11 protein-coding genes are annotated in these 12,627 nt (G+C 54.0%); 1 reads left to right on the top strand and 10 read right to left on the bottom strand.

Going from position 1 to position 12,627, the window contains the following annotated elements; translation table 11 throughout:
- Positions 1 to 389: 389 nt before the first annotated feature.
- The 5 genes from uvrB to ftsE form a co-directional block, all read right to left on the bottom strand.
- Complete coding sequence (gene uvrB, locus KGZ92_02510; GenBank protein ID MBS3888159.1) at positions 390 to 2,369, bottom strand: excinuclease ABC subunit UvrB; 1,980 nt, start codon at positions 2,367 to 2,369, stop codon at positions 390 to 392.
- Complete coding sequence (locus tag KGZ92_02505; GenBank protein MBS3888158.1) at positions 2,366 to 3,343, bottom strand: PDZ domain-containing protein; 978 nt, start codon at positions 3,341 to 3,343, stop codon at positions 2,366 to 2,368. The genes uvrB and KGZ92_02505 overlap by 4 nt, the downstream gene beginning before the upstream one ends.
- A gap of 118 nt (positions 3,344 to 3,461) precedes the next feature.
- The gene (locus KGZ92_02500; GenBank protein ID MBS3888157.1) at positions 3,462 to 4,475 is read right to left on the bottom strand and encodes a peptidoglycan DD-metalloendopeptidase family protein; all 1,014 of its coding nucleotides are present in this window, start codon (positions 4,473 to 4,475) and stop codon (positions 3,462 to 3,464) included.
- Positions 4,476 to 4,608: 133 nt separating this feature from the next.
- A complete protein-coding gene (gene ftsX / locus KGZ92_02495; GenBank protein MBS3888156.1) occupies positions 4,609 to 5,496 on the bottom strand; it encodes a permease-like cell division protein FtsX in 888 nt (295 codons plus the stop codon).
- Complete coding sequence (ftsE, locus tag KGZ92_02490; GenBank protein ID MBS3888155.1) at positions 5,489 to 6,169, bottom strand: cell division ATP-binding protein FtsE; 681 nt, start codon at positions 6,167 to 6,169, stop codon at positions 5,489 to 5,491. Before ftsE ends, ftsX begins: the two co-directional genes overlap by 8 nt.
- Positions 6,170 to 6,294: 125 nt before the next feature.
- Here ftsE and KGZ92_02485 point away from each other — a divergent pair, with 125 nt between their 5' ends.
- Positions 6,295 to 7,953, top strand: a complete 1,659-nt coding sequence (locus KGZ92_02485; protein MBS3888154.1) for a ribonuclease J — start codon at positions 6,295 to 6,297, stop codon at positions 7,951 to 7,953.
- A 44-nt stretch (positions 7,954 to 7,997) separates the two neighbouring features.
- On the opposite strand, the gene KGZ92_02480 is transcribed toward KGZ92_02485, so the two are convergent.
- The 5 genes from KGZ92_02480 to KGZ92_02460 form a co-directional block, all read right to left on the bottom strand.
- The gene (locus tag KGZ92_02480; protein ID MBS3888153.1) at positions 7,998 to 8,720 is read right to left on the bottom strand and encodes a DUF1275 domain-containing protein; all 723 of its coding nucleotides are present in this window, start codon (positions 8,718 to 8,720) and stop codon (positions 7,998 to 8,000) included.
- Positions 8,721 to 8,759: 39 nt separating this feature from the next.
- Positions 8,760 to 10,022, bottom strand: coding sequence for an OFA family MFS transporter (locus tag KGZ92_02475; protein ID MBS3888152.1), 1,263 nt, complete (start codon positions 10,020 to 10,022; stop codon positions 8,760 to 8,762).
- A 107-nt stretch (positions 10,023 to 10,129) separates the two neighbouring features.
- Entirely contained in the window at positions 10,130 to 11,074 is a 945-nt protein-coding gene (locus KGZ92_02470) for a transketolase family protein (protein ID MBS3888151.1), read from the bottom strand.
- The gene (locus KGZ92_02465) at positions 11,064 to 11,885 is read right to left on the bottom strand and encodes a transketolase (GenBank protein ID MBS3888150.1); all 822 of its coding nucleotides are present in this window, start codon (positions 11,883 to 11,885) and stop codon (positions 11,064 to 11,066) included. The genes KGZ92_02470 and KGZ92_02465 overlap by 11 nt, the downstream gene beginning before the upstream one ends.
- The gene (locus KGZ92_02460; protein MBS3888149.1) at positions 11,882 to 12,625 is read right to left on the bottom strand and encodes a WecB/TagA/CpsF family glycosyltransferase; all 744 of its coding nucleotides are present in this window, start codon (positions 12,623 to 12,625) and stop codon (positions 11,882 to 11,884) included. The genes KGZ92_02465 and KGZ92_02460 overlap by 4 nt, the downstream gene beginning before the upstream one ends.
- Positions 12,626 to 12,627: the final 2 nt, after the last annotated feature.

Raw genomic sequence — 12,627 nt, 5'->3', positions numbered from 1 at the left:
GCAGTCACAAAGCGTGCACCGCAGCAGTCACAACTGAGAGTCACCTCTCGGCCCAAAGTGGCATCAGCAATAAAGATGATCTGAAAAAGCATCGGTTTACCATTACCCAGCACCAAGCGCGGCCTGTCAGGGCGGACAAACCGGAGCTCCTTCTCAGACATAGGCGAGCGCAATACCTCACCACAAATACACATGTTTTCTTCGCAAACTCCTTTTGATGCCTAGAGCATCTAGTGTTTAGCTTACCACTACAGTTTGCAGCCGTAAAGGACAAACCAACCCTGCTGCGGTCGGCCTAGGGCAATGGCGGACTCAGCCGTCGCTAAGCGTGCCCGGCAATTCGTTTTGCCCTCTTTATCGCCCCTTTGCGCAGGCAAGCGGGGCCCCTGTTACGATTTAGCCTTTAGTTCGATCAGTAAGTCCCTAAGCTCGGCCGCCCTTTCAAATTGCAGTGCCTTGGCTGCCGTTTTCATTTCTGTCTCCACCTGCTTGAGGACTCGAGCCTTGTCGCCGACTGATAACGCCTGGAAGCCGCGCCCCCCTTTACCATCCTCTTTCATATCTATGGCCAAAGTGGCCTCGATGACCTCGTGGACCTTCTTGATAATACTCGTGGGCACTATATTGTTCTGACTGTTGTAGACCACTTGCCGTTCACGGCGTCGGTTCGTCTCCTCGATAGCACGCTGCATGGAGTCTGTTACCTTGTCGGCGTACATAATTACACGCCCATGGGCATTGCGAGCTGCCCGGCCGATAGTTTGAATAAGTGACGAGGTAGAACGCAAGAAGCCTTCTTTATCAGCATCTAGGATGGCCACCAAGGAGACCTCCGGTAGGTCGAGCCCTTCGCGCAGCAAGTTGATCCCCACTAATATATCGAACTCTCCTAGGCGCAAGGCACGCAGAATGCTCATGCGCTCGAGCGTCTCAATGTCTGAATGTAAGTAGCGCACCTTAAGTCCCATCTCTTTATAATAGTCGGTAAGGTCTTCGGCCATGCGCTTTGTAAGCGTAGTTACTAAAATACGTTCGCCGGCCTCGATGCGGCTACGGATCTCACCATACAAGTCATCAATCTGTCCGCGCGTAGGCCGCACCGAAATCTCGGGGTCGATGAGCCCGGTCGGGCGAATGATCTGCTCTACTACTTGGCTGCTCTGCCCTAGCTCGTAGGGGGCGGGAGTGGCAGAGACATATATCGCTTGCCCGAAGCGACCATTAAACTCCGCGAAAGTCAAAGGACGGTTATCCATAGCCGAAGGAAGGCGGAAGCCGTGTTCCACGAGCACCGTCTTGCGCGAGCGATCCCCGGCATACATGCCGCGCACTTGGGGCAGGGTCACATGGGATTCATCGACCACCAGGAGAAAGTCCTGCGGAAAGTAGTCGAGCAAGGTGTACGGGGGAGTGCCTACCTCTCGGCCCTCTAAATGGCGGGAGTAGTTTTCGATGCCGGAACAAAAGCCAATTTCGCGCATCATCTCTAAATCGTAGCGACACCTCTGCTCAAGACGCTGGGCCTCAAGAACTTGGTCACGCGCGCGAAACTCAGCGAGCCTGGCCTGTAGTTCATTCTCAATGCGCAAAATGGCTAACTGCAACTTGTCATTACTCGTGACAAAGTGGGAAGCGGGGAAGATAGAGACATGGTTGCGTCGCCCCAAAATCTCACCTGTCAAGGTGTCTATCTCCGTAATACGCTCAATTTCCGAGCCAAAAAATTCTATGCGCAGGGCTCGCTCCATTTGGGCCGCGGGAATAATTTCCACGCTATCCCCCCGCACTCTAAAGGTACCCCTCTCAAAGGCGATGTCATTACGCGCGTACTGCATCGCCACTAAGCGCCTGAGGAGGTCATTGCGCTCCCTCTGCATGCCCACGCGGAGCGAAACGGCATTTTCGGCGTATTCCTCTGGGCTACCAAGACCATAGATGCAGGAAACACTGGCCACAATGATCACATCACGTCTCTCCAGCAAGGCCGAAGTGGCCGAATGCCGAAGCTTGTCTATCTCTTCATTAATTTGGGCATCCTTTTCGATATAGGTATCTGTACGCGGGATGTAAGCCTCTGGCTGGTAGTAATCGTAGTAACTGACGAAGTACTCCACCGCATTATGCGGAAAGAACTCGCGGAATTCGCCGCACAACTGGGCGGCTAGAGTTTTGTTGTGGGCGAGCACTAGGGTAGGTCGGTTAACTGTCGCGATGACATTGGCGACCGTAAAGGTCTTGCCAGAGCCTGTTACCCCCAGTAAAGTCTGTTCGCGAGCCCCTTCACGAAGGCCTCGGCACAGACTGGCAATGGCCTCAGGTTGATCGCCGGTCGGACGGAAGTCCGAAACTAGATTGAACACAGTATTCACCTGCCCCACAATTTCGCCAAGTAATCTAAGGGACTTGTAAAGCGCGCCTCGAGGAAAACATCGGTGTCGGGGCTAACAGAGAGGAGCGGACGGCCATTCATCTCTTGCCGATTAGTAGTCCAAACGAGGAGCTCGTGCCCTATGGGCGCAAAGAGCGCCGCGATGTACAAAAATACGCTAAAGCGCGTCGCCAAAAAGGCCAGCGCGAACAAGACTCCGCTGTAGAGAGCTAGTTTCCAAGCTGATTGTCGCGCTTTTTGCTGCGGAGTAGTAGTGATGGCTAGTTCTCCATAGCCAAGTCCAGCCACGATGGGTATCATCCAAAAACTAAAAGTGTCCCCTAGGCCCTGCGGACGTATAAGGGGCCACCAGTCAGGCATGGGGATAGTAGGAACACCAGCAGGCATCGCGAGCGGCAGGGCCATGAGGGCGAGAAGGGGTACCGGCCAGAACTTTTGCAGACTGTAACCCGCCACAATATCCCCGCGTGAAGTCCTCACGCTGACGGCAATTGCGCCTAGATGACCGCTAAGATACATCAGGATGCTCTCTACCGTGTGCAAGAGGGCTACTAGCGCCAGCAATGAGGGGATATCTACCTTAGGCCAGCCGAAGAGAAGAGAACTGAGTGCCACCAAGCCCCCAGCATAGGCAAAACACATCAGGCGAGCCGAAACAAAGGCCAAGATGATCGCCACCACCCAAGTATAAACAAGCCAGTTGCCCGCCAGGGTGACACCCACACTCAACAGCAAGATGCTACCCAAAATGCCGCCCAGTACGCCGAACAAGAGCGATACCAGCATATGCCACAATACTGATTGCTTTTCACGCCCCCAGAAGCGGCGCTCTAATGAAGCCGTGCGTCGGTATTGCAGGGCAATAAGAATTAACACCACGTAGAACCACGGTGCGGTCAGGTGTTGTGGCAGGGCGCGAAGGTAGGCACTCGCAAAGGCTAAAAATGGCGGCATGATGGCAACCCCCTTTATGCTCTAAGTTATTATAGACATAGGCACAAAAAACCACAAACATAAAAGAGTCGCCGCAAGCGACCCTTCTACAAGTAAAATTACGCCAAGAGATACGAGACTAGGGCCGCACATGTTGAACGGGATTGAGGCGTGTGCCGCCACGGTTACGCACCTCAAAGTGCAGGTGTGGCCCCGTACTATTGCCGGTACTGCCAATGCGGGCAATGACCTGCCCTTGCGTTACTTTGTCGCCATCCTGCACGAGCAAGGTGCTAGCATGAGCGTAAAGCGTGGTAAACTCCCCATGGCTAATGATTACCGTCCGACCATAGCCACCGAGCCAGTCGGCATAGATTACTTCGCCGCTATCCGCGGCGACAATATTTCGCCCCTGCGGCGCGCCTATATCGATGCCGCTATGAAACTCCCTTGTTCTAAAAATAGGATGCGTCCTCCAACCAAAAGGAGAGGTTATGCGGGTAAACCCAGGTGTGGGCCAGACAAAAGTGCCTGTTCCTCGCCCTGTCAGATTGCGAGCAGTTAGCTGGCGAATAATCTCATCTATTTCTTTAGCCAAGCGGTCAAGTTCAGCATGTGCCCGCACAGCTTGCTCTTTGTCTTGCGTTAAACGATTAAATATTGCCGAACGGTTCTGAGCGCGACTCTGCAAATTAGCTTGCCTGCTCCGCGTTTGCTCGCGTAGTGCAGACAGCTCCACTTGCCTGGCTTCTACGGCTGCTTTCTTGTCTTCTACTGCCTCCTTCTCATCTTGCACAGCATGATAGATGGCAATATCTTGATTAATAACTGTCTGTAGCAGCAAGAAGCGATTGATAAAATCGGCGAAACTGCGCGCATTGAGCAAGACTTCGAGGTAGCTCACTGCCCCCCGCTCCGCTAGAGCTCTCAGTCGCACGCCGAGTTGGCTATTTCGCGTGTCTAGGCGCTGATTGGCACTGACGAGATCGCGGCTTAACTGCTGTACTTCTCTTTCGGCAACGTGTACGCGATTTTCTAGGCTCCTTAGCTCGGTGGAGGTGCGATCGATATCCCTCTCGATAACCTGGAGCTCGCCCAGTACACTTCTCGCTTGCCGGTCAGCACTGGCCGCCCTTAATTCGGCTTGCCGCATCTGGTCTCTAATACGCGCTAATTCGCGGCGACGCGCCTCAATTTCCGGCGTCTGCGCCCCCCCTAATGCGGGAACAAGCACCAAGAGTAGCAGGGCCATGGCCCAGATTCTATGCCAGCGCATACTCCACCTCCTAAGCATCAAGATAACGGCGCAGACTGAGGCCGCTGCCGCATATGCCGATAAAAACACCAATCGCTAGTAACAAGAGCGCCAATTGCTGCAAGAAGGGCCACGGTGAGACCCATGGCCAAAACGGAATGGCTGCCACCAGGGCACGCACAGCAAGGTAGTAGCCCCAGGCCAGGACCGAGGACGCGAGTAAGGCGCCGAGCATCCCCAGCACCAAGCCCTCAATGACAAAAGGCCAACGAATGAACCAGTTGGTAGCGCCAACATACCGCATAATACTAATCTCCCGCCGCCGCGCGAAGATGGCCATACGCACTGTGTTGGCAATAAAAAACATGGCTGCTAAGGCCAGCCCTACCATGAGGACTATGCCCACCAAGCGCATTACCCGCGTGATAGAAAGAAGTTGCTCTACGATTTCTCTACCCCAGAGGACTTCTTCGACCCCGGCAATGCCGCCGACTGCCGCGGCCACTTCCGACACCAAGCGCGGGGAATCGGTGCGGACTTCAAACGAATCGCGCAGGGGGTTGTCTTCTTCCCATCCGGCCAAGAAAGCCCTGTTTTCACCATACCACTCTAGCAAACGCTGCCAGGCGTCCTGGCGCGAAACAAAGCGCACCTCGGTCACGCCAGGCACGGCGGCAATTTTGGCCTCGATGCCCGCGCGCTCCGCACTTGGCATTTCTGCCAAGTAGGCCGTAACCTGAACTTGCCCTTCCACATTGACGGCCACAGCATTGACATTGACGGCTATGAGCAAAAAGACACCTAGAACGAGCAGTGAAACAGCCACCGTGCTAATAGAGGCTAGGGTCATCCAATTGTTGCGCAGCAGACTCTTGCCTGCCGAAGCGAAGAAGTAGCCAAAAGTGCGCGGCTTAACCATGGTAAACCCCACATCTCTCGTCTCGCGTCATGCTGCCAGACTCTAATTCTACAACTCGTTTACGCAAGGTGTCGACAATTTGCTTTGCGTGAGTTACCATTAGCATAGTTGTTCCTGTGGAGTTAATGTCTAAGAGTAACTTGACTATTCCCCAGGAAGTCTCAGGATCTAGGTTTCCCGTTGGTTCATCCGCCAGAAGGAGCATAGGCTTGTTGACAATGGCCCTTGCGAGGGCCACACGTTGCTGTTCGCCTCCTGACAGCTGACTAGGGAGCTGGGCGCGCTTGCTGGACAGGCCGACGAGTTCAAGCACCTCAGCCACCCGTCGTCGCACTAGGCGAGGCGCGGTCTCTACTACCACCATGGCAAAGGACACGTTTTCTTCTACTGTCCAGGTGGGCATTAGGCGAAAATCTTGGAAGACAACCCCCATGCTACGTCTTAGGTAAGGGATTTCATGCGGGCGCAGCTTGGTGATGTCTTTGCCATTGATGACTATTTTGCCCGAGGTGGGTCTTTCCTCGCGCAGCAGTAGCTTCGTCAAGGTGGTCTTCCCGGCGCCGCTAGCGCCCACCACGAAAACGAATTCACCGGGAGCTACGCACATGTTGATTTGATGTAAAGCCACAGCCCCATTGGGGTAGGCTTTGGTGACGTTGGACAGTTCTAGCATTGCTTCGATCCTTTCTCGGCTTGTCTTTGCTTTGCTACCTCTCTGTTCATTCGACACCATTTTCACGTTTTCCTGTTTGTTTGTGCTGTAACGTTTTTACACTTATCGAGAAAGGTTGATGATTGATGCGTGATAAACTGCAATTTATCCCCCTAGGGGGCATGGGCGAGGTAGGCAAGAATATGTATGCCTACCAATACAGAGAGGATATCATAGTTGTGGACTCTGGACTGAAGTTTCCCGAAGAAGAGATGTTCGGTATCGACTATGTCATCCCCAATATTTCCTATCTACTTGAGCACCAGAAAAAAGTCCAGGCCATCATTTTGACCCATGGTCATGAAGACCATATTGGCGCTTTGCCCTATGTGCTAAAGCAGTTGCCCGTTCCTGTTTACGGAACTAAACTGACTTTAGGGCTTCTGAAAAATAAACTAGACGAGCACAATGTATCTGCCACCCTCAAAGAAGTCCGTGCCGGCGAGGTTATCAATGTGGGCCATTTCGGAGTGCGGTTCATTCACATGAATCACAGCATTCCAGATTCTGTTGGTCTCGCCATTAAGACTCCCGTCGGCAATATTTTTCACAGCGGCGACTTTAAATTAGACCAAACTCCGGTGGACGGCAAAGTTACCGACTACTTCGCTTTGACTTCCTTAGGACAAGAAGGCGTGCTCGCCATGATGTCCGACTCCACCAATGCGCACCGCCCCGGCTACACTAAGTCAGAGCGTGATGTGGGCAAAGTGCTCGATGATATTTTTAGCAAAATCAAGGGCCGCGCTATCGTGGCTACTTTTGCCAGCAATATTCATCGCATTCAGCAGGTTTTTGACACCGCTGATCGTTTTGGCCGTAAAGTAGCGGTCGTTGGTCGCAGCATGGTCAACAATGTCAATACCGCAGTTGAACTGGGCTACCTAGTTTTTCCTGAGGCCATCTTGGTGGAAGTAGAGGACATCAATCGACTGCCCGCCGACAAGGTCGTCATTATCTCCACCGGTAGCCAAGGGGAGCCGCTGTCGGGGCTGACCCGCATGGCCAGTGGCTCGCACCCGCGCATCAATATTGTGCCGGGCGATACTGTCATCCTAGCTTCTACACCTGTGCCCGGCAATGAAAAACTGGTGAGCCGCGTCATTGATGGCCTCTCTAAAGCGGGAGCTCAAGTAATCTACCAGGGGATTCTTGATGTGCATGTGAGTGGACACGCCAGCCGCGAAGAGCTCAAGCTCTTGATCAATATGTTGCGCCCCTCATACATGATCCCTATCCATGGTGAGTACCGCCACCAGGCCGCCTTCGCTAATCTCGCTCAACTAATGGGCTACGAGAGCAGTGCTGTCCTAGCCGTAGACAATGGCGATATCGTAGAGTTTACACCAAACTCAGCTCGCCTGGCGGGCAAAGTAACATCAGGCTCGGTGCTAGTAGATGGCATTGGGGTGGGCGACGTGGGCAATGTCGTACTGCGCGACCGCCAGCAGCTAGCCGCCGACGGGGTATTGGTGGCTTCTGTCACCATCGACCGGCAACTACGCAAAATACTGGCCGGGCCGACCATCATTTCACGCGGCTTTGTCTACGTCAAAGAGTCCGAGAGCCTGCTCGGCGAGGCCGAGCAGAAAGTGGCGGCCTCCCTGCACAAGGCACTGCAAAACTCGACTGAATGGGGTGCCCTGCGCAATTCCGTGCGCGAGCCGCTGATGGAACTGATGTATGAGAAGACAAGGCGGCGACCTGTAATCTTGCCCATGCTCATGGAGATGAATAAAGAGTAAGATAGAATAAGATAGAATAAGAGAGAATAAGAGAACGAGGTCTTTCATAAGCGAAAGACCTCGTTCTTCTTGTTAGCGGGCATAACCCTCATGTCCCACCGTTCGTAGTACATTGTTGTAGTAGTGATACCTAAGGCTGCGACTAGTAGCGTCATTAGGGGCGAGCTTTGCGCCCCTAGGTAGCCACCTATGGCGCCGCAGAAGAAAGCAAAATACTTAGTCGAGAGAAAGAGGGCTCGCGGCCAGTTCCCCTTGGCAACACAGACACCTAAGTCGGTAATTTCACCCGTCATATGAGTGGTACGCCCTAGGCGTGTCTGCGAGGTAACGCTGTTTTGCATACCCATGCCCAGCGATAAAAGGAAGGCCATGACGAAGCGTCCAATTTCATAACTCTTAGCGCTACTGCCATGTATGCCTAAATGTATCATGAGAACCCCCACAAAAATCGGCAACATGGCGATGAGCAGGGCTCGCGTCAGTTTAAAGCGCGGCAGGGTAAAGCCCCCGATGATGGTGCCGGCAAAAAACGAGAAGACCAAGGTGCTGACAAGCAGAGCCCCGAGTGAATTGTGCAGCAGAAACTGGCCCTGATCAATGACGCGTCCTGACATGTGTGAGACCCGCCCAAAAACTAGGGCAATAGAAGACAAGCCGTTAATGGCGCCCGCCCAAAAGGTGAAGATTCCGGCCGCCACACGTAGCGATTTTGCATCTCTTAATAGTCCCCATTCACTAGTGCCGAAGCTGCTATCACCTGTACCCATCGAACTACACCTTTCCGTATTTGCCGCTAGGGAAATATGCTAGGACCCAAGCCCATGGGCTTTAGCAAAGGCAATCAGCCCAGAAGGCTTGACGAAACTGGTCGTAATCACTACGGCAGGGATACAAAGCAGAGAGAAAACAATGTAAGCAGGAATATAACCACCAGTTAGGTCGTAGGCTAGACCGGCAAAAAACGGTCCGGCAAATGAGGCGGCACCCCAAGCAGTGAACATGAGCCCATAGTTAATACCGAAATTTTTGCTCCCCCACATATCGGCAGTAAAGGCAGGAGACAGGGCTAGATAGCCACCAAAAGCTACGCCACCCGCAATAGCTGTAAAAAATAAGACACTGGGGATATCCATCAGTATCGCGACCGCCGCCGAGGCAGTGGCAGCCGTCATGAGCACCGCAATCATGTTAAATGACTTGATACGCCCAATCACATCAGAGAGAGGGCTAAGGAAGAAGCGTCCGGTAAAATTAGAAGCGGAGATAAGGGACACTAGCCCTGCTGCCGCCATAGGTGTAAAGCCCGCAAACTCCTCGGCCAAGGGCTTGAGGTGCACCAAGATGGAAAAGCCTGCTGATAGCACTAGGAAATACTGCACCCACATCAGCCAAAACTGCGGAGTTCTGAGCATCTGCTTAGGAGAGAACTCAAGACCCGTATACTCGGGTGAAACACGACCCAAGCCGCCTTGCTTCTTGCCGTTCTTGGCCTGCGGCGTCCACCCCGCAGGTGGGTTCTTAACAATCAATGAGATAATGCCGATCACAATCGAGAAGGCAATACCTAAGATAATGAAACTCTGACGCCAACCGACGGCCTCAATCATCTGCTGTGCTATAGGGCCAAACACTGCGGCCCCGAGCCCAAAACCGCCGACCAAGATCCCGGTTGCTGTTCCTTTCATGTCAGGAAACCATTTAAGTCCTCCACCCACCGAGGCCATGTAGCCAGCGGCAATGGCGCTACCAAGAATAAGACCATAGGTCACCACCAGCCAAATAATATTAGTGGCGAAAGAACTAAGGACATAGCCTATAAGCACCAATACCGCACACATCGCCACCAGCGACTTAGGCCCCTTGATGTCTTGTAGTCGCCCGGCGGGCACCATGCCCAGAGACAACACTACTGAGGCTACGGTAAAGGGCAGGGTCACAGTCGCACGGCTCCAACCAAACTCTGCTTCGAGGTGTGGAATGAAAATAGGCCAAGCATAGAGAGTCCCCAAGCACAGGGTCATGAAAAAACATGCGATAGCGACATAGATGCGATAAGGAACGTTGCGCAAAGTGTTTCCGCCTTTCATTACTGCCCTGTGAGGCAATTATCAATCCCGAGAAATCATACCATATCGACATGGCCAATGACAGTGTCAGGGACTACCTATATTACCGCCTATATTGCCGAGAGCTGTGCGAGAACCTTCGTAGTGATGCTTGCCGACGTCAATCCGTAGTGCTCTAAGAGCTCTTGTGGCTCGCCAGACTGACCGAATACGTCTTCAACACCTATGGCGAGCAGGGGTGGACGGCGCGAGTGTAAAGCTAGGTGCTCTAAACAGGCGCTGCCAAGGCCGCCTGCTTTTTGGTGCTCCTCAATAGTGACCAATAGACGGCTCTCTGCGGCGGCTTTATCTAGCACGGCAGTGTCAAGGGGCTTGATACTACTCATGTTAATGACCTGGCAGGAAACGCCCTGCTCCCGCAGACTGTGCGCTGTCTTTAAGGCTTCGGCCACCATCACCCCGCAAGCGATAAGGGCCACTGCTCCACTTTCGCCGTAGACGACGGCTTTCCCCGGGACAAAGCTGTAACCAAGAGGCGAAACAGGGGGCACTGGTTGTCTGCCCAGGCGCACGTATACTGGCCCCTTGGCCTTTGCTGCGGCGAGAATCATCTGGTAGGCTTCTTCGCCATCGGCCGGAACCCACACTTGCATATGGGGGAGCACCCGCATTAGGGCGATATCCTCGAGAGATTGATGCGAGCCTCCGTCGGGGCCCACAGTCAGCCCGGCATGGGTGGCGGCAATGACTACGGGGAGGTAGGGGTAGGCGACACTATTACGCACTTGGTCATAGGCGCGACCAGTGGCAAAGATGGCAAAGGTGCTGGCAAAGGGCTTTAGCCCAGCTAGGGCCAGTCCACAGGCCGTACCTACTAAGTCGGCCTCTGAAATGCCGATATTAAAGAACCGCTCGGGATGCTTGGCGGCAAAAACCGCGGTCTTAGTAGATTTTGAAAGATCCGCATCAAGGACAACCACTTCGGGACAGTGCTCACCCAAGTACAGGAGAGCCCGGCCATAGGCATCGCGGGTCGCTTCAAGTTTAACCGACATTTTCTTCACCTCCGCTACTCTCTAGGTATTGTCGCGATTGTTCTAGGGAAGGCGCCTTGCCGTGCCAATCGGCGATATTCTCCATGTAGGTGACGCCCTTACCCTTGATGGTACGCGCGATAATGGCTAGCGGCCGCTCGTCGCGGACGCTGCGAAAACCGCGGTACAGGTCGTGGTAGGAGTGACCGTCTACCGTGACAGTCTGCCAGCCGAAGGCCTGCCATTTATCAGCGAGGGGCTGCAGGGACTTAACATCGGTAGTCGCACCATCGATTTGCAGGCCATTGTTGTCGATGATGGCCGTGAGATTATTAAGTTTAAAGTGCGCTGCGGTCAAGGCGGCTTCCCACACTTGGCCTTCTTGCAACTCGCCGTCGCCCAGTATGGCAAAAACACGCTGTGGCTTTTTCCCGAGCCGTAGACCTAGCGCTAGCCCGCTCGCAACCGACAAGCCTTGTCCGAGTGAACCTGTCGACATCTCGACCCCGGGTAGTTTCCGCATATCTGGGTGGCCTTGCAGGCGAGAGCCCAGTTTGCGGAGAGTCAGTACTTCTTCCTGCGGCAGGTAGCCACGACAGGCCAAGGCGGCATAGAGCACCGGTGCGGCATGCCCCTTAGAAAGAATTATGCGGTCGCGCTCTGGCCACAAAGGGTCGCTCTCATGTAGTTCAGCCTCAAAAAAGTATAGGTAGGACATAATCTCGACCAGCGAAAGGGAACCACCAGGGTGCCCCGATCCGGCCTCCGCAATGCTCTGCATAATGAGGCGACGCATCTCCTGTGCTTTTTCTTTCAGTAGTACCGTGTTCATTTTTTGACCTCCCTTTCCTGCCTTTGGCTACGCGTTAGTAGCACTGTCACAATGAATTTGGGCAATGACAGCATGCGTTTGTAGCGCCATGGCTCTTTGTATAGTCTAAAGGCCCATTCGAGGCCTGCCCTCTGCAAGTATAGCGGTGCGCGCTCTGCCACTCCGGCCAACACATCGAAGCTGCCGCCCACCTGCATGCTGGCACAGTGGAGTGCGTCTTTGTGTCGAGCCAGTAGAAACTCACCTCGTAGCCCCAAGGCGGCTAGTAGCAAGTCAGGCGAGCTAGCGGTCACTTCGCTGATAACGGCTGTTACTTCACTGTCCGTAAAATATCCATGCCTCGTGCCGGCAATTTGGAGCCCGGGGTATAGAGCTCTAAGCTTAAGAGCCGCTTTCTCGGCTACACCAGGCTTGCCCCCCAAGAGAAACACGCGCAGGCCTCGCTCCGCCGCCCTACCCGCTAACTGCAGCAGCAAGTCGTAACCACTAACTCGCTCCGGCACAGGGTGGCCAAGCAGGCGAGCAGCCAAGACGGCGCCCATACCATCGGCGGTAATGAGCTCTGCCTCGCGCAGTACGGCGTAGAAGTCTTTGTCTCGGTGTGCTGTATAGAGTATCTCGGCATTGGCAGTGACAATCTGGCCGCGGCGGCAGGCCATAAGGCGCAGCGCTTCCTCGACGGTCTCGGCCATGGTGCGGGACGAAACCTCTACGCCCAGTATAGTTACGGTCTGGCCCATCG

The sequence above is a fragment of the Bacillota bacterium genome (assembly GCA_018333655.1).
In the GTDB taxonomy this organism is placed as follows: domain Bacteria; phylum Bacillota; class UBA994; order UBA994; family UBA994; genus BS524.
Note: the sequence above shows the minus strand (reverse complement) of the source record. Positions and strands in the feature narration are given on the sequence as shown.

Bases quoted from the DNA above. Each gene is read 5' to 3' on its own strand.
- KGZ92_02505 (MBS3888158.1), bottom strand. From the start codon at position 3,343: ATGCCGCCATTTTTAGCCTTTGCGAGTGCCTACCTTCGCGCCCTGCCA.
- KGZ92_02500 (MBS3888157.1), bottom strand. From the start codon at position 4,475: ATGCGGCAAGCCGAATTAAGGGCGGCCAGTGCTGACCGGCAAGCGAGA.
- ftsX (MBS3888156.1), bottom strand. From the start codon at position 5,496: ATGGTTAAGCCGCGCACTTTTGGCTACTTCTTCGCTTCGGCAGGCAAG.
- ftsE (MBS3888155.1), bottom strand. From the start codon at position 6,169: ATGCTAGAACTGTCCAACGTCACCAAAGCCTACCCCAATGGGGCTGTG.
- KGZ92_02485 (MBS3888154.1), top strand. From the start codon at position 6,295: ATGCGTGATAAACTGCAATTTATCCCCCTAGGGGGCATGGGCGAGGTA.
- KGZ92_02480 (MBS3888153.1), bottom strand. From the start codon at position 8,720: ATGGGTACAGGTGATAGCAGCTTCGGCACTAGTGAATGGGGACTATTA.
- KGZ92_02470 (MBS3888151.1), bottom strand. From the start codon at position 11,074: ATGTCGGTTAAACTTGAAGCGACCCGCGATGCCTATGGCCGGGCTCTC.
- KGZ92_02465 (MBS3888150.1), bottom strand. From the start codon at position 11,885: ATGAACACGGTACTACTGAAAGAAAAAGCACAGGAGATGCGTCGCCTC.
- KGZ92_02460 (MBS3888149.1), bottom strand. From the start codon at position 12,625: ATGGGCCAGACCGTAACTATACTGGGCGTAGAGGTTTCGTCCCGCACC.